Source organism: Nocardioides montaniterrae (assembly GCF_054782655.1).
Genome location: NZ_BAAGSB010000005.1, coordinates 100531 through 116081 on the forward strand (window position 1 = coordinate 100531; position 15551 = coordinate 116081).

Consider the following 15551-nt stretch of genomic DNA (forward strand, 5'->3'; position numbering starts at 1 on the left):
GCCTGATGTTGTACGACGACCTCGGCCTGGTCGACTACGAGGCAGCCTGGGAGCTGCAGCGGAGCGTCCACGCCGAGGTCGCCGGCGGCAGCCGGGACGACACGGTGCTGCTGCTCGAGCACCCGCCGGTCTACACCGCCGGCAAGCGCACCGACCCGTGGGAGCGGCCCGCCGATCCCGGCGGCGCGAAGGTCATCGACGTCGACCGCGGCGGCAAGATCACCTTCCACGGCCCCGGCCAGCTGGTGGGCTACCCGATCGTCACGCTCCCCCAGCACGTCCTGGTCGTCGACTACGTCCGTCGGGTCGAGGAGGCGCTGATCCTCGCCTGCCGCGACCTCGGCGTGACGACCGCGCGCGTCCCCGGCCGCAGCGGCGTGTGGCTCCGGGCCGACCCCGAGACCGGCCGCCCCGAGCGCAAGGTCGCCGCCCTCGGCATCCGCGTGAGCCGCGGCGTGACGATGCACGGATTCGCGATCAACTGCGACGTCGACATGGGCTGGTACGACCGGTTCGTCCCCTGCGGCATCGCCGACGCCGGCGTCACCTCGCTGAGCCTCGAGCTCGGCCGCGCGGTCACGGTCGCCGAGGTCGCCCCCGTCGTACGCCGCCACCTCGACGAGCTCCTCGCCTGGGGCGACTACACCCCGACACCTGACTACGAGCCGCGACCCGACCCGGCCAAGGCCCGCAAGATCCCGCTGGTGGTCCCCGCCACTGCGTAGCCTCGCTGCATGAGTGAGCTCGTCATCGATGCCGTCGGGCTGCGCAAGCAGTACCGCCCGCTGCTCGGCACTCCCCGCTGGGCGGTGGACGGCGCGGACCTCAAGGTGGCCCGCGGCGAGGTCCACGGGTTCCTCGGGCCGAACGGGTCGGGCAAGACCAGCACCATCCGGATGCTGCTCGGCCTGACCCGCGCCACCTCCGGCTCGATGAGCCTCTTCGGCCAGCAGGTGCCGCAGCACCAACCCGACGTGATGAGCCGCATCGGCGCGGTCGTCGAGTCGCCGAAGTTCTCCCCCGGCCTGACCGGCCGGCACAGCCTGCTGCTGCTCAGCCGCTCGGTCGGCGTGGCCGACACCCGCGTCGACGACGCGCTGGAGACCGTGGGCCTGACCGCGCGGAGCAACCAGAGGTACAAGGGCTACTCCCTCGGCATGAAGCAGCGCCTGGCCGTCGCGGCGACGCTGCTGCGCGACCCCGAGCTGCTCATCCTCGACGAGCCGTCCAACGGCCTGGACCCCGCCGGCATCCGCGAGAACCGCGAGATGATCACCGGCCTCGCCGAGCGGGGCGTGACCGTCCTGCTCTCCTCGCACGTCCTGGCCGAGGTGCAGCACGTCTGCACCTCGGTGACCATCCTCGGTCGCGGACGCACCCTGGCCACCGGCTCGGTGAACGAGCTCCTCGCCAGCGGCAGCGGTGTCCGGGTGGTCCCGACCGACCCCGACCGCGCCGCGAGCGTGCTCGCAGCCGCCGGCGTCGTCGTACGCCGCGACGGTGCGGCGCTGGTCGCCGACGACGCCGTTCCCGAGGACATCAGCAGGATCCTCGCCGGCTCCGGGATCTGGATCCGCGAGCTCACCCCGGTCCGCAAGGACCTCGAATCGGTCTTCCTGGAGCTCACCGCCGGCCAGGACCTCGCCTCGGAAGGACGTTCATGATGCTGAGGCTGGTCCGCGTCGAGCTCAACCGCCTGTGGTGGCGTCGTGCCATCCGGGTCCTGGTGCCGATCGGCGTGCTGCTGCCGCTGGTGATGCTGTGCCTCTGGACCGCCAACACCAAGCCGCACGACAGCCGCGCGTGGGACAAGGCCGTCGCACGCGCCGCCGCCCAGGCTCGATCGCCGGAGTTCCAGCAGCAGATCGACGACTGCGTCCAGCACCAGTGGCAGGGTCCCGACACGACCCGCGAGACCTGCCTGCGCGACCAGGCGCCGCGGCCCGAGTGGTTCATCCAGTACGACGAGATGCACCCCCGCGACGCCACCAACGGCTTCGGTGGTGCGGCCGCGATCATGATCGCGGCCGTGCTCGGCCTGGCGGCCATGACGTACGCCGGCGCCGACTGGTCCAGCGGCTCGATCAGCAACCAGCTGCTGTTCAACCCGCGCCGCGTGGAGCTGTTCTTCGCCAAGCTGCTCGCGATCGGCGGCCTGGCCGCCGCGGTGACTGCGATCGTTCAGGCGGTCTGGTGGGGAGCCTTCGCGGTCGTCGCCACCGCACGCGACCTGCCGTGGACGGGTTCCCTCACCGCCGACGCCCTGGCCGTGGTCGCCAAGTCGGTGGCGTTCTCGGTCGTGGCAGCGGTGGCGGCGTACTCCTTGACCATGCTGCTGCGCCACACCGTCGCCGCCCTGGGCGCCGCCATCGCGATCCTGGCGGTCAGCTCGGCCTTCATCCTGGGCGTCTACACCGGCGGCCTGCAGGCATGGAGCCCGCCGCTGGCGACGGCCGGGATCTTCTTCGACGACGTCACCTACACCACCCACGACTGGAACGCCGCGGGCGAGGAGCGCTTCTACTCCGAGCACCACGTGCGGCCCGCCCACGGCTTCGGCCTGTGGGGCGGTGCGGCGGTGCTGCTCACCCTCGCCGGAGCGGTCGCCTTCCGCCGCCGAGACGTGCCGTAGGCGGTCGCCGGCCCACCGGTAGGCTGACGGGGTGAGTGCTACCGCCGACGGCAGGAAACTTCTGCGTCTTGAGGTGCGCAACGCGGAGACCCCGATCGAGCGCAAACCCTCATGGATCAAGACCAAGGCCACGATGGGCCCCGAGTACACCTCCCTGCAGAAGCTGGTGAAGTCCGAAGGACTGCACACCGTCTGCCAGGAGGCGGGCTGTCCCAACATCTTCGAGTGCTGGGAGGACCGGGAGGCGACGTTCCTCATCGGTGGTGACCAGTGCACCCGCCGCTGCGACTTCTGCCAGATCGACACCGGCAAGCCCGAGCCGCTCGACCGCGACGAGCCCCGTCGCGTCGCGGAGTCGGTTCAGAAGATGGGCCTCAAGTACGCCACCATCACCGGCGTCGCCCGCGACGACCTCCCCGACGGCGGTGCCTGGCTGTACGCCGAGACGGTGCGTGCCATCCACGAGCTCAACCCCGAGACCGGGGTCGAGAACCTCGTCCCCGACTTCAACGGCGACCCGGACCTCCTGCGTGAGGTCTTCGAGTCGCGTCCCGAGGTCCTGGCCCACAACCTGGAGACCGTGCCGCGGATCTTCAAGCGGATCCGCCCCGCGTTCCGCTACGAGCGCTCTCTCGGCGTGCTCACGGCGGCGCGCGAGCTCGGCCTGGTCACCAAGTCCAACCTGATCCTGGGCATGGGCGAGACCCGCGAGGAGATCTCCCAGGCGCTGCAGGACCTGCACGACGCGGGCTGCGACCTGATCACCATCACCCAGTACCTCCGCCCGAGCCTGCGCCACCACCCCGTGGAGCGCTGGGTCCGGCCGGAGGAGTTCGTCGAGCTCACCGAGGAGGCCGAGGAGATCGGCTTCGCCGGCGTCCTGTCCGGCCCGCTCGTCCGTTCGTCCTACCGCGCCGGCCGCCTGTACCGTCAGGCAGCCGAAGCACGCCAGAAGGCCTAAGGAGCACCACCGCCGATGTCGACCGTCGACCCCACCAAGATGAGCCGCCGCAAGCAGGTCGCGGAGACCTATCGGATGACCAAGCAGGTCGACCCTGCCGTCACCTGGTGGATGCTCGGTGCCTTCGTCGTGGGTGCCGCGATCGGCTTCGGGCTGTTCTGGCTGCTGCCCGGCAGCGGCACGTTCTCCCTGATCATGTGCATCATCGCCGCGCTGGGCTTCGGCTTCCTCGGCCTGATGATCGCGTTCAGCCGCCGTGCCCAGAAGGCGGTCTACCTCCAGCTCGAGGGTCAGGCCGGCGCTGCCGCTCGCGCGCTGACCATGCTCCGCAAGGGCTGGAACGTCGAGCAGGTCGTCGGCTTCACCAAGCAGCAGGACATGGTCCACCGGGTGGTCGGCCCTCCCGGGATCGTGCTGGTCGCCGAGGGCAACGCCAACCGGATCAAGCCGATCCTGATCGCCGAGCACAAGAAGCACGAGCGCGTCGCCGGCGAGTACCCCGTCCACGACATCATCGTCGGCAACGAGCCCGGCCAGGTCCCCCTGCCCAAGCTGGTCAAGCACGTCCAGAAGCTCGGCCGCAAGGTCCAGCCCGCCCAGATCACCGACATCCTCAACCGCCTGCGCGCGCTCGACGCCGCCCGCGGCAAGATGCCGATCCCGAAGGGCCCGATGGCCACCTCGATGAAGGGCAACCGCAGCAACCTGCGCGGTCGCTGACGCACGTACGACGAAGCCCCCGGACCGTGAGGGTCCGGGGGCTTCGTCGTACGTGCTGGGGTCGGGCCGCTCAGCCGCCGAGGCCGCTGCCGCTCGGCATCTCCTGGACCTGGCTGGCGGGCGGGGCGACGATGTGGACCGACTTGCCGAAGTCGCTCATCGTGGTGGTCATGTTGCCCATCGCACCCATGTCGGCGGAGGTCTTGACCGGACGGCCCTGGTCGTCGAGCCAGACGTCCTCGGTGATGGTCGACGGGATGCTGCCGCTGGCGCTGCTCGGCAGGTTCGGCGCCAGCTTGTGCATGGCACCGGCCATGTCGACGGTCATCTGGTAGTGCTTGGCGGAGCCACCGCCGACCGAGTCGTCGCCGACGAACTTCGCGGCGGTGATGTAGTCCGACAGCGTGTCCATCATGCCGAGCGGGTTGCTGAACGCGTCGGACATGCCGCCGCCCATCATCGAACCCAGCTTGCTCAGGTCGACCTTCATCCACTTGCCGGCCGCGGTGGCGCCGGGCAGCTGCATGTACATGGTTCCGTCGGTCATGATCTCCTTGATGTTCATGCCCTGCATGGACATCGTCATCGAGACGGCCATCGGCGACATCTGCACGTCGCCACTGGCGTTCAGGTGCATCTGCTGACCGGACGCGCTCATGTCCATGACCATCGTCATGTGCGCCGTGCTGACCTTCGAGGTGCCGTCCTTGAGCAGGCCGGCGAAGTCGTCGGCGGCGATCGTCGCGCCGGGAGCGACCGCGGGAGCGGTCGTTCCGTCGGCCGACGGGGCTGCCGCCGAGTTGCCGTCGCTCGACGGTCCACCCGACTGGGAGCCGCCGAACGGCGAGGAGGAATCGCTCCCGCCGCCACCGCAGGCAGAGAGTCCGGTGATCAGTAGTGCAGAGACCGCAGCGGCCGCAGCCCGCTTGCGCAGAGGAGTCATCACTTGCCCATCAACTCATGAAGGGTTCGGAAAGTCACGGTGGAGGTGCCTGCGGCGAGATCGTGGAGCCCTCGGCCGTCCTGGCGGAACACCAGCGGCGGGATCACCAGCAGGACCAGGAGCTGGCGCAGCATGATCCGGGCCGGGTGCAGGCGGCGCAGGGGCGGGTGGGCCGGTACGACGCACAGGCCGGTCAGCAGCTTGCCGATCGAACCGCCTCCCAGCCAGGTGAGGACCGTCGACTCGCAGATGAACGCGAAGGTCACCCACCAGCTCGAGTTCGGGTCGGGGTCCTTGTGCGCGAGCAGCGAGAAGAACGGCAGCGCGTCGAAGCCGACGAAGGCCGCCACGACCAGCGTGCAGATCAGCCAGTCGACCAGCAGCGCCAGGATCCGGCGGGCGAACGGAGCGTCGGGTACGGCGGCGTCGGCAGGCGTCACAGGCACGGCCTCAGACTAGGGCGCGGGTCGGCGTACGACCGCGGCGGTGGGACCCCGTGAGTTGTTTACATTCCCGAAACATTCGGGCGATCAGGCGAAATCTGCGCTCAGGTAGCGTCCCGCTCGAACCCATATCGATTCGACGCGCACGCTGCGTCACGCGAGGAGATGTACATGACCGCGAACCCGACCCGTCTGGGTGCGATCCGCGAGATCGAGGCCAACGAGGCCCCGGCCGCCTTCTTCGACGGCAAGGGCGACTCGCCCGAGATCTTCGGCGAGAACGTCTTCTCGCTGCCGGTGATGGCCAAGCGCCTCCCGAAGTCGGTCTACAAGTCGGTCGCCGCGACCATCGAGAAGGGCGACAAGCTCGACCCGGCCATCGCCGATGTCGTCGCCGCCGCGATGAAGGACTGGGCGATGGAGAAGGGCGCGACGCACTACGCGCACGTCTTCTACCCGCTGACCGGCCTGACCGCTGAGAAGCACGACTCGTTCATGGAGCCCGTCGGTGACGGCACCGCCATCTGGGAGTTCCAGGGCAAGATCCTGGTCCAGGGCGAGCCCGACGCCTCCTCGTTCCCCAACGGCGGCATCCGCGCGACCTTCGAGGCCCGCGGCTACACCGGCTGGGACGTCCAGTCGCCGGCGTACATCCTCGAGAACGACAACGGCTCGACCCTCTGCATCCCGACGATCTTCGTCTCGATGACCGGTGAGGCCCTCGACTACAAGACCCCGCTGCTGCGCTCGCAGAACGCGATGTCGGACCAGGCCAAGCGCGTCCTGTCCCTCTTCGGCCACAAGGACATCGACAACGTCGTGTCCTACTGCGGCCCCGAGCAGGAGTACTTCCTGGTCGACACCTCCTTCGTCAACAGCCGCCCCGACCTGCTCAACGCCGGTCGCACGCTGTTCGGCGCCAAGCCGCCGAAGGGCCAGGAGTTCGACGACCACTACTTCGGCGCCATCCCCGAGCGCGTCCAGAACTTCATGTTCGACACCGAGCGCGCGCTGTTCAAGCTGGGCGTCCCGGCCAAGACCCGCCACAACGAGGTCGCCCCCGGCCAGTTCGAGATCGCCCCGGTCTTCGAGAAGGCCAACCTGGCCGCTGACCACCAGCAGCTGATCATGTCGACGTTCAAGGCGATCGCGAAGAAGCACGGCTTCGAGGCGCTCTTCCACGAGAAGCCGTTCGCTGGCGTCAACGGCTCCGGCAAGCACGTCAACTTCTCCTTCGGCAACGGCAACCAGGGCAACTTCCTCAACCCGGGCGACAACCCGCACGACAACGCCCAGTTCCTGGTCTTCTGCGCCGCGGTCATCCGCGCGGTCCACCTGTACGGCGGTCTGCTCCGTGTCGCGATCGCGTCGGCCGGCAACGACCACCGCCTCGGCGCCAACGAGGCCCCGCCGGCGATCATCTCGATCTTCCTCGGCGACCAGCTGCAGGACGTCTTCGACCAGATCGCCAAGGGTGGTGCGACCTCCTCGAAGCAGAAGGGCGCGCTCGCCGTCGGTGTCGACAGCCTCCCCGTCCTCACGCAGGACGCCGGCGACCGCAACCGCACGTCCCCGATGGCCTTCACCGGCAACCGCTTCGAGTTCCGCGCCGTCGGCTCGGACCAGACCGTCGCGGCCCCGCTCATCGTGATCAACACGATCATGGCCGAGGCGCTCGACTACCTCGCCACCGAGATCGAGGCCCTCGTCGCGTCCGGCACGGAGTTCAACGCCGCCGTCCAGCAGATCCTGGCCAAGGTCATCGAGCAGCACGGTGCCGCGGTCTTCAACGGCAACGGCTACTCCTCGGAGTGGCACGAGGAGGCCGTGGCGCGTGGCCTGAAGAAGCTCGACACCACCGTCGACGCCCTTCCGGAGTACCAGACCCCGGAGGCCAAGGAGCTGTTCAGCAAGTACGGCGTCTTCAACGAGGCCGAGCTCGAGGCCCGCTACGAGGTCGCCCTCGAGCAGTACCTGATGGCGGTCAACGTCGAGGCGAACCTGACCGAGGAGATCGCCAAGACGATCATCCTTCCGTCGGCCGTCCGCTACCAGACCGAGCTCGCCGGCAACATCGCGGCGCTCAAGGCCGCCGGTGTCGAGGGTGACCTCGACGACCTCAACCAGGTCTCCGAGCTCGTCGCCGCCCTGCGCGCCGGCCTCAAGGGCCTGCAGGCCGCTGTGGCTGGTCAGCACGACCACGAGGGTCTCGCCGAGGCGCAGTACGTCAAGGACGTCGTCCTCCCGGCGATGCTCAAGGTCCGCGAGGCCGCCGACTCCCTCGAGGGTGTCGTCGCCGATGACCTTTGGAACCTCCCGACGTACCAGGAGATGCTCTTCATCCGCTGATGAGCTGATCCGTCGTACGACGACGCAGGGGCCGGGGTACTCCCCCGGCCCCTGTGGGTTTTTTTCCCCGCCGCGCCGCGCCCCAGCCGGCCTTCCGCGTGCCGCTCTCCGTGTCTTGGTCGTCACGGCGCGGGCCCGATGCCGTGCGTTTCTCGCACTCCGGAACGCGTCAGGTGGCGGGTGTAGGTTGCCTCGCATGTTCACCTCTCAGGACGAATTGCTGAAGTTCATCAAGGACGAAGGCGTCGAGATGGTCGACGTCCGGTTCTGCGACCTGCCCGGAGTCATGCAGCACTTCACGGTGCCGGTGTCCTCGTTCGACGAGTCGGTCTTCTCCGACGGCCTCGGCTTCGACGGATCCTCGATCCGTGGCTTCCAGGCGATCAACGAGTCCGACATGGCGCTGTTCCCGGACGTGTCGACGGCGTACGTCGACCCCTTCCGCCGGCGCAAGACGCTCAACGTCAACTTCTTCATCCACGACCCGATCACGGGTGAGGCGTACTCGCGCGACCCGCGCAACATCGCCAAGAAGGCGCTGGCGTACCTCGCCTCCACCGGTATCGCGGACACCGCGTTCTTCGCGCCCGAGGCCGAGTTCTACATCTTCGACAAGGTGCGCTACTCGACCGGCCCGAACGAGGGCTACTTCCACATCGACTCGGTCGAGGGCTGGTGGAACTCCGGCGCCGAGGGCGACAACCTGGGCTACAAGACGCGCTACAAGGGCGGCTACTTCCCCGTCGAGCCCTACGACCACTACTCCGACCTGCGCGCCGACATGAGCGCCAACCTGGAGCAGGTCGGGCTGCAGGTCGAGCGGGCCCACCACGAGGTCGGCACGGCCGGTCAGGCGGAGATCAACTACCGCTTCGACACCCTGCTCAAGGCCGCCGACGATGTCATGAAGTTCAAGTACATCATCAAGAACACCGCTTGGGAGCAGGGCAAGTCGGTCACCTTCATGCCCAAGCCGATCTTCGGCGACAACGGCTCCGGCATGCACGTGCACCAGTCGCTGTGGAAGGACGGCTCACCGCTGTTCTACGACGAGACCGGGTACGCCGGCCTCTCCGACATGGCCCGCTGGTACATCGGCGGCATCCTCAAGCACGCCCCCGCCGTCCTGGCGTTCACCAACCCGACGGTGAACTCCTTCCACCGCCTGGTGCCCGGCTACGAGGCCCCGATCTCGCTGGTCTACTCCTCGCGCAACCGGTCCGCCTCGGTCCGGATCCCGATCACGGGCACCAACCCGAAGGCCAAGCGCATCGAGACCCGCTTCCCCGACCCGTCGGCCAACCCGTACCTCGCGTTCTCCGCGCTGATGCTGGCCGGCCTGGACGGCGTACAGAACAAGATCGAGCCCGCCGCCCCGATCGACAAGGACATCTACGAGCTCCCGCCGGACGAGATGGCCGAGATCGCCCAGGTCCCGACGTCGCTCAACGCCGTCCTCGACGCCCTCGAGGCCGACCACGACTTCCTCACCGCCGGCGGTGTCTTCACCCCCGACGTGATCGAGACCTGGATCGCCTACAAGCGCGAGCACGAGATCGCTCCCGTCCAGCTCCGCCCCCACCCCCACGAGTTCGAGCTCTACTACGACATCTAAGAACATTGTAACACCGAACCGGCCCCTGACCTGTGGAAACGCAGGATCAGGGGCCGGTTTCATCGTGCCTGAAGGGCCAGATTCCGCAGAAATTCCGCAGGAGATTCGGTCTACGCGCTGTTCGAGCCAGGCGCGACGACTGCCGCGCTCCCTCCGCACAGTCCTCTAGAGTTCGGAAGGCCGGCGCAGCTGCCATGGAGAGAACTGCCGGTTCGCTTAAAGACACCCATTCCCGGATGGCGGAGTGGGAGCGAGCGCCACCCTTGGCGACTCCGCACCTTCTAGGCTCGCTTCTGCCAAGGTGAGTCCCACCACATCTGCGGGTCACGTACCTAACGCCACCGAGAGGTATCGAATTGTCCGGTCACGACCCGTACGACCTCATCGGGAGACTCCGCGACCACCTGTCCGCGCACGATGCCCCGCTTTCTTTCCTGATGGGTGCCGGCACCTCGAGTGCGGTAAATGTCGAGCCGGTGCCTGCTGGTGGTGGACCGCGCCCCTATAAGCCGCTCATCCCTGCGATCGTCGGGTTGACCGACCAGGTGCGGATGGCATGCATCGATGCGGACCCCCGGTTCGAGGCTGCCTGGGAGGAGTTGGTCGCGGCCTGTGTCGCGCGGAAGCGTGACCCGAACATCGAGTCCTTGCTCGGTCTGCTGCGGCTGACGACGGCGGCGATGACGCCTACCGCGACTGTTTTCGGCTTGGGTGCGTCGGATCTGGACACTTTGGAGACGACCATTCAGGTATCGATCGCCAAGATCGCGTCGCCGGCCGAGGCAGACATTCCGGTGGATGTGCCCCACCGCGAGTTCGCTGAGTGGGTCAGAAACGCGTCACGCGCTCATCCGGTCGAGGTATTCACAACGAACTACGACGTGCTCATTGAACGGTCACTGGAGCTCGCTCGGGTTCCGGTGTTCGACGGGTTTGTGGGCAGCCATCGGCCGTTCTTCCTGCCGGCTGCGGTGGGGACGAGTGAGACGGCGAGTTGGACCAGAGTCTGGAAGATTCACGGCTCGGTGAACTGGGCGGCGGAGGTGTCGGGCACAGTCCGCCGTGACGGTGCGCCGAACGGGTCCATGATTCTGCCGTCGCACCTGAAATACGACGAGTCCCGGAAGATGCCGTACTTGGCGCTGATGGACCGCCTCGGGATATGTGTGTCGCGCGTAAGTTCGGTACTGGTCACGTGCGGCTACAGCTGGGGCGACCAGCACATCAATGAGACCCTGATGTCAGGGCTGGATGCAACGCCGAGCAGCGCCATCTTCGCGCTGATGTATGACGACATTGCCGACGGTGACCCTGTCGTGAAGTACGCGGAGGAGCGCTGGAACCTCACCGTCGTCGGTCCGAACGCGGGGGTCATCCGCGGCCGCCTGGCCGACTGGGAGGTAGCCACCGGTCCTGGTGGCGCCGCCGGCGGGCTACACAAGTACTTCACGCCGGACCCGCCCGTTTCCGGGTCCCCGCCAAGCACCGGACGGGTGGACCTTGGCGACTTCAACGTGTTCGCCGAATTCTTGGCCTCGATGACCACCTATCGGCCGGGTAGCGCCTGATGTCGGCCCCCGCGACTCTCATTGGGCGTGTCCAGTCCGTCACCGGGAAGATCGTGACCGTGCGCCTGCAGCCCGGGCAGACGTCCCTGGTGATGGTCGAAGGCGAGTCGCACCGCATTGGCCAGGTCGGGTCGATGGTCCGCATCCCCCTCGGCTACACGCACCTGTACGGCATCTGCTCCCAGGTCGGAGCGGCCGCAATTCCGAACTCGGTGCTCTCCGAGCCTGGCAAGGAGATCGATAGCCGATGGATGACCGTCACGTTGTTCGGGGAGGCCATTGGAGATGAGTTCGAGCGTGGGGTGAGCCAGTACCCGACCATCGACGACGAGGTCCACATCGCGACCACCGCCGAGCTCGCTGTCATTTATAGCGAGACCTCGGCTGCGGCACTGGACATTGGTCACCTGGCCGCGGCCAGGTCCATCCCTGCAAGACTCGATCTCGCCAGCTTGGTTTCACGCCACTCGGTCGTCGTCGGTTCCACCGGTGCGGGCAAGTCGAACCTGGTCGCCGTCTTGTTGGAGTCGATCGCGGAACAGGGCTACTCGTCTGCGCGTGTCCTGGTCATTGACCCGCACGGCGAGTACGCCGACGCAGTCGGCGAAAACGGTGTCGTGTTCTCGGCTTCGCCAGCGGCTGCGCACCACAAGCAGCTCTGCGTCCCTTACTGGGCTCTTCCGTTCGAGGAGTTCGTCGCCGCGACAATGGGCGAACTGTCCCCTCAAAATTCTGCGGACATCCGAGACATGGTGAGGCGACGTCGTCAGGACGCCGCCACGCACCTCACCACTGCACCGGCCCCCCGGTACATCACGGCGGACACCCCGATTCCGTTCAGCGCCAAGGGCTTGTGGTTCGACCTCAACGACTTCGAGATTCGCACGTACGGCGACATGATGCTCACGATCCCCGCCGTGGTATCGACCGGCGACCCGGAGACCCTCACTCCGAGCGAGTACCTGCCATACGAGCCTGGCAGCAAGGCACCATTCAAGGGCACCTCACGAATGATTGCGCGCCAGCTCGACATGATGCGGCACCGGCTTCGGGACACCCGTTTCGCGTTCCTTCTCGACCCGGGTACCGACTACACCCCCGACGCCGACGGACGAACCGACTCAGACCTTGACGACCTACTGCGTAGTTGGGTCGGCCATGACAAACCCGTCACCGTCCTCGATCTCTCCGGCGCCGCTGCAGACACACTCCCCCTAGTCATCGGCACCGTGCTCCGACTCGTTTCCGATGCCCTGTACTGGGCAGGGAACCTCCCCGTGGGAAGCCGCGAGCAGCCACTTCTGATCGTCCTCGAGGAAGCTCATCTGTTCGTCAGGGAGGGCGCCTCTTCAGCGGCACACCGTGCGGTGGACCAAATCGCGAAAGAAGGCCGCAAGCACGGCGTGGGCCTGATGCTCGTTACCCAACGGCCCACCGACCTCGACTCCGCCGCGCTAAGCCAGTGCGGGACGATGATTGCGCTCCGGCTGACCAACCAGGCCGACCGCAGCCGCGTCGCTGCGGCCCTCCCGGACGAATTGACCGACCTCGTATCCCTCCTGCCGGGCCTCCGTACCGGCGAGGCCATCGTGACCGGCGAAGCTATGAAGGTGCCTTCGAGGTTCCGGATCCGGGAAGCGCGCCACAAGCCGGTCGGGTCAGACCCGGACCTCGCAGTCGGGTGGCGTAAGGACCCGCGCCCCAACCCGGCGCATTACACGTCGGCGGTCGACGCCTGGCGGACATCGACAACGGCGGCCGCGGTAGCCGACGAACAGGAGGGACCAGTCTCGTGATTCCTGAGATGCAGTACGTGGAGTCGTCGGCCATCGAGATGCTCGGTTACGACGCGACCAACATGGCCCTGGCCGTCATGTTCAAAGGAGGCGCAACCTATCTCTACCCGGGAGTGCCCCAGCACCTCTACAGCCAACTCATGGTCGCTGACTCGAAGGGCTCCTTCGTGAACAAGTACATCAAGCCGAACTTTCCGCCGGTAGCGCTGTAACGTGCCTGCAAGCCTTTCAACCATGATCGGGGGCGCCCACGGTCTCGTGAAACATCCAGGGGCCCTGGCGCGTTGCCAGCCGACGCGTGAATGCCAGCTGACGTTTCCGAGAAGTGGTCCGTCAATCGCAGTGCGCGCCGCTCGGAGTTCGCTCGCGGTACACCGCCGCGACCGCGGCTCGTGAGGTGTCGTCTCTGTCCGGCCACAGGTGGCCGTATGCGTCGAGAGTCGTCTTCGCCGAAGCAAGCAGGGGAAGCCCGCAGAGTTGCTGGTCGCAGAAGGCGTTCGCCTCCTCGATGGCGTCGCCGACGACAGCCAGCGCCTCGACAGCGATGCCCTCACCCTGCTGATCGAGGACGCCGATTAGCCCTTGCTGGGGATCGAGTGGGCCAGACCGGCGTACCGCAATATGGCATGGCGACGCCCGGCGCCCATGACGGTCACCCAAGTCTTCTGAGCAGGTCGAGATCGTCTTGGGCTGAGCAAAGCAACACAACCTCGGAACGCCGGATCCGTGAGGCCCCGAGACCCTCGGCGAGCGTCACGTCGGCTCGGGCGTTTCGGGGCGGGAGGTCTTGTCGAGCCGAACTGGCTTGCGGCGGTCGGTTCTATGAACGTTCTGGCTCAGGCGGGTGCCGCCATCAAAGATGACCAGCGGTGGCGGCTGATTCGGCAGGCGCATGCGCCCTAGCGTCGGATGATCCAAGTGGCCTGCAATCCAGTCGACTGCTTGTTCAATGACAATGCCCGACACCTCGTTTGCGAAGTGCTCAGCGTCCAGACCGTCGAGTCGTAGGTGGGCCACTGGCCCGAGTGAACCTGGACGGTCGTAGGCGATGGCATGCCGCGGACCGACTGGCATGACGATTTCCTCGGCGTTCGCGAACCCCACGCCACCCCCAGCGAATTGAATGACGTCTTCGCGCGACACGGGCCTGCCGTCGACGAGGACGTCACGCGGATAGTCGCGCATCTGCTTTCGGGTCGGACGCACATAGTCGTCGGGCCTTTCCAAGCACACGGGCTCGTCGCTGATGACCAGCAGCGGTTCGTCGAGGGTGACCAGGAATGCAGCTCGCGACGCAAATTGCTCCTCGATCTGCGGCAGGACGCGAGCCAAAGCCTCGAGATGGTGGTTTTGATGCGGCCTGAACTCCAGGTTGTCCAGATCGTCGACGGAGAGCTTGTCCTGGTTAACGAGCTTGATTCCGTAGTCGGCTACGAGTTCCATGACGCGGCGCTTCGCGGGACCGCGGATCGACTGAAGAGCGACGAACGAGTCGATTACATGCTTCTCGACCGGGTTGAACGGCCTTGGCCTGGCGAACTGGTTATCAAGGTGTTGGCGAAGGATGCTGTCGGTTGCGCTCTCGATGTGTCCCCAGATCTGCTCGTACGAGGCATTGAGCTCTCCAGCAGTGTCTATGAAGGTGTAGAAGTCGGTGACGGCAAGGTCCCCCGTATTGCTGATGCGTTTGGCACCCGTGGCCCGATTGCGAACGAGGACCTGATCCTTGCGATTGGCGAACCGTCTGAGGATGAACCGCGGAACGATGTGGTGCTTCGAGCCGACGTATCGTTTCGGGTCGAGGGTCGCCATGAACTCCTCAGCTTGGCGGGCCACCTCGCGATCGGTCGTCCAAGGCGGCAGGGCACGCTCACGGCCCTTAAGGTCATCGGCTGCCTGGCTCACGGTCTCATCACAGCAGGCGCTGCCGACACATTCGCGTCCAGCAGCTTTCCGGCTCCCGGAAACCTCCCTTCTCGATTGCGTTCCAGGCGCTCCTGCGTCACGCTCGACGCCTCGCCTAGCCCCTGGGGCGGACGGGCTCCGCGGGGACTCCCGTGCTGCGACCGTGATCCGTAAACAGTGGTCCGACCACATCGGCAGGGGCTCTTGGGTGGGAGTCGGCCATTGGCCGGCTCCCACTCTCGTTCAGGAGCCACGCTCTAGCCTCAGACCGAAGGCAGGACCCGGCGATCGCGCCGAGCCCTCACCACAACCAAGGAGGGCTCCATGACCAAGGGCTACTGGGTCAGCGTCTACCGCACGATCAACGACGCCGAGAGGCTCGGCGAGTACGACAAGCTGGCCGGCCCGGCAGTGGGGGCTGGGGGTGGGCGGCTGCTGTCGCGCGGCAGCCGGGTCGTCGCGCACCAGGACGGCAACACCGAGCGCGTGATCCTGATCGAGTTCGACAGCTTCGAGGACGCCGTGGCGGCGTACGAGAGCGAGGCCTACCAGCAGGCGCTGGCGGTGCTCGGCGACGCCGTGGTGCGCGACTTCCGCATCATCGAGGGGCTCGGCTGAC

The 15551-nt window shown here is 67.0% G+C and carries 14 protein-coding genes; 11 read left to right on the top strand and 3 right to left on the bottom strand.

The features are described 5' to 3' along the window. The first annotated feature begins 5 nt into the window (after window positions 1-5). Genes lipB through ACYVJ3_RS10095 form a run of 5 tightly spaced genes read left to right on the top strand, consistent with a single transcriptional unit; the run spans window position 6 to window position 4313 of the window. Window positions 6-725 (top strand): lipoyl(octanoyl) transferase LipB, encoded by a 720-nt coding sequence (gene lipB / locus ACYVJ3_RS10075; RefSeq protein ID WP_460852827.1) that lies wholly within the window; start codon window positions 6-8, stop codon window positions 723-725. A gap of 9 nt (window positions 726-734) precedes the next feature. Continuing rightward, on the top strand, window positions 735-1664 hold the full coding sequence (locus ACYVJ3_RS10080; protein WP_460852828.1) for an ABC transporter ATP-binding protein: 930 nt from the start codon (window positions 735-737) through the stop codon (window positions 1662-1664). Continuing rightward, window positions 1661-2632, top strand: a complete 972-nt coding sequence (locus ACYVJ3_RS10085; RefSeq protein WP_460852829.1) for a hypothetical protein — start codon at window positions 1661-1663, stop codon at window positions 2630-2632. Before ACYVJ3_RS10080 ends, ACYVJ3_RS10085 begins: the two co-directional genes overlap by 4 nt. 31 nt (window positions 2633-2663) lie before the next feature. Then, window positions 2664-3593 (top strand): lipoyl synthase, encoded by a 930-nt coding sequence (gene lipA, locus ACYVJ3_RS10090; protein ID WP_460852830.1) that lies wholly within the window; start codon window positions 2664-2666, stop codon window positions 3591-3593. Window positions 3594-3608: 15 nt separating this feature from the next. Continuing rightward, window positions 3609-4313: a DUF4191 domain-containing protein gene (locus tag ACYVJ3_RS10095; RefSeq protein WP_460852831.1), complete on the top strand. Its 705-nt coding sequence runs from the start codon at window positions 3609-3611 to the stop codon at window positions 4311-4313. Between the two features lie 70 nt (window positions 4314-4383). Here ACYVJ3_RS10095 and ACYVJ3_RS10100 read toward each other — a convergent pair whose 3' ends face one another. Beyond that, window positions 4384-5256, bottom strand: a complete 873-nt coding sequence (locus ACYVJ3_RS10100; RefSeq protein ID WP_460852832.1) for a DUF6612 family protein — start codon at window positions 5254-5256, stop codon at window positions 4384-4386. Then, window positions 5256-5702, bottom strand: coding sequence for an RDD family protein (locus ACYVJ3_RS10105; protein ID WP_460852833.1), 447 nt, complete (start codon window positions 5700-5702; stop codon window positions 5256-5258). Before ACYVJ3_RS10105 ends, ACYVJ3_RS10100 begins: the two co-directional genes overlap by 1 nt. Before the next feature lie 168 nt (window positions 5703-5870). Here ACYVJ3_RS10105 and ACYVJ3_RS10110 point away from each other — a divergent pair, with 168 nt between their 5' ends. From ACYVJ3_RS10110 to ACYVJ3_RS10130, 5 genes are all read left to right on the top strand, one after another. After that, complete coding sequence (locus tag ACYVJ3_RS10110) at window positions 5871-8048, top strand: glutamine synthetase III family protein (RefSeq protein ID WP_460852834.1); 2178 nt, start codon at window positions 5871-5873, stop codon at window positions 8046-8048. Window positions 8049-8244: 196 nt separating this feature from the next. Beyond that, complete coding sequence (gene glnA, locus ACYVJ3_RS10115; protein ID WP_460852835.1) at window positions 8245-9663, top strand: type I glutamate--ammonia ligase; 1419 nt, start codon at window positions 8245-8247, stop codon at window positions 9661-9663. Between the two features lie 356 nt (window positions 9664-10019). Continuing rightward, entirely contained in the window at window positions 10020-11231 is a 1212-nt protein-coding gene (locus tag ACYVJ3_RS10120) for an SIR2 family protein (protein ID WP_460852836.1), read from the top strand. Window positions 11232-11290: 59 nt separating this feature from the next. Further along, window positions 11291-13027, top strand: coding sequence for an ATP-binding protein (locus tag ACYVJ3_RS10125; protein ID WP_460852837.1), 1737 nt, complete (start codon window positions 11291-11293; stop codon window positions 13025-13027). Continuing rightward, window positions 13024-13239, top strand: coding sequence for a KTSC domain-containing protein (locus ACYVJ3_RS10130; protein WP_460852838.1), 216 nt, complete (start codon window positions 13024-13026; stop codon window positions 13237-13239). The genes ACYVJ3_RS10125 and ACYVJ3_RS10130 overlap by 4 nt, the downstream gene beginning before the upstream one ends. 541 nt (window positions 13240-13780) lie before the next feature. Here the strand turns inward: ACYVJ3_RS10130 and ACYVJ3_RS10135 are convergent. Beyond that, window positions 13781-14932 (bottom strand): DUF4238 domain-containing protein, encoded by a 1152-nt coding sequence (locus tag ACYVJ3_RS10135; protein ID WP_460852839.1) that lies wholly within the window; start codon window positions 14930-14932, stop codon window positions 13781-13783. 324 nt (window positions 14933-15256) lie between these two features. Here ACYVJ3_RS10135 and ACYVJ3_RS10140 point away from each other — a divergent pair, with 324 nt between their 5' ends. Then, on the top strand, window positions 15257-15550 hold the full coding sequence (locus ACYVJ3_RS10140; RefSeq protein ID WP_460852840.1) for a DUF1330 domain-containing protein: 294 nt from the start codon (window positions 15257-15259) through the stop codon (window positions 15548-15550). The last annotated feature ends 1 nt before the right edge of the window (window position 15551 follow it).

Bases quoted from the DNA above. Each gene is read 5' to 3' on its own strand.
- glnA (WP_460852835.1), top strand. From the start codon at position 8,245: ATGTTCACCTCTCAGGACGAATTGCTGAAGTTCATCAAGGACGAAGGC.
- ACYVJ3_RS10080 (WP_460852828.1), top strand. From the start codon at position 735: ATGAGTGAGCTCGTCATCGATGCCGTCGGGCTGCGCAAGCAGTACCGC.
- lipB (WP_460852827.1), top strand. From the start codon at position 6: ATGTTGTACGACGACCTCGGCCTGGTCGACTACGAGGCAGCCTGGGAG.
- ACYVJ3_RS10095 (WP_460852831.1), top strand. From the start codon at position 3,609: ATGTCGACCGTCGACCCCACCAAGATGAGCCGCCGCAAGCAGGTCGCG.
- ACYVJ3_RS10140 (WP_460852840.1), top strand. From the start codon at position 15,257: ATGACCAAGGGCTACTGGGTCAGCGTCTACCGCACGATCAACGACGCC.
- ACYVJ3_RS10110 (WP_460852834.1), top strand. From the start codon at position 5,871: ATGACCGCGAACCCGACCCGTCTGGGTGCGATCCGCGAGATCGAGGCC.
- ACYVJ3_RS10085 (WP_460852829.1), top strand. From the start codon at position 1,661: ATGATGCTGAGGCTGGTCCGCGTCGAGCTCAACCGCCTGTGGTGGCGT.
- ACYVJ3_RS10100 (WP_460852832.1), bottom strand. From the start codon at position 5,256: ATGACTCCTCTGCGCAAGCGGGCTGCGGCCGCTGCGGTCTCTGCACTA.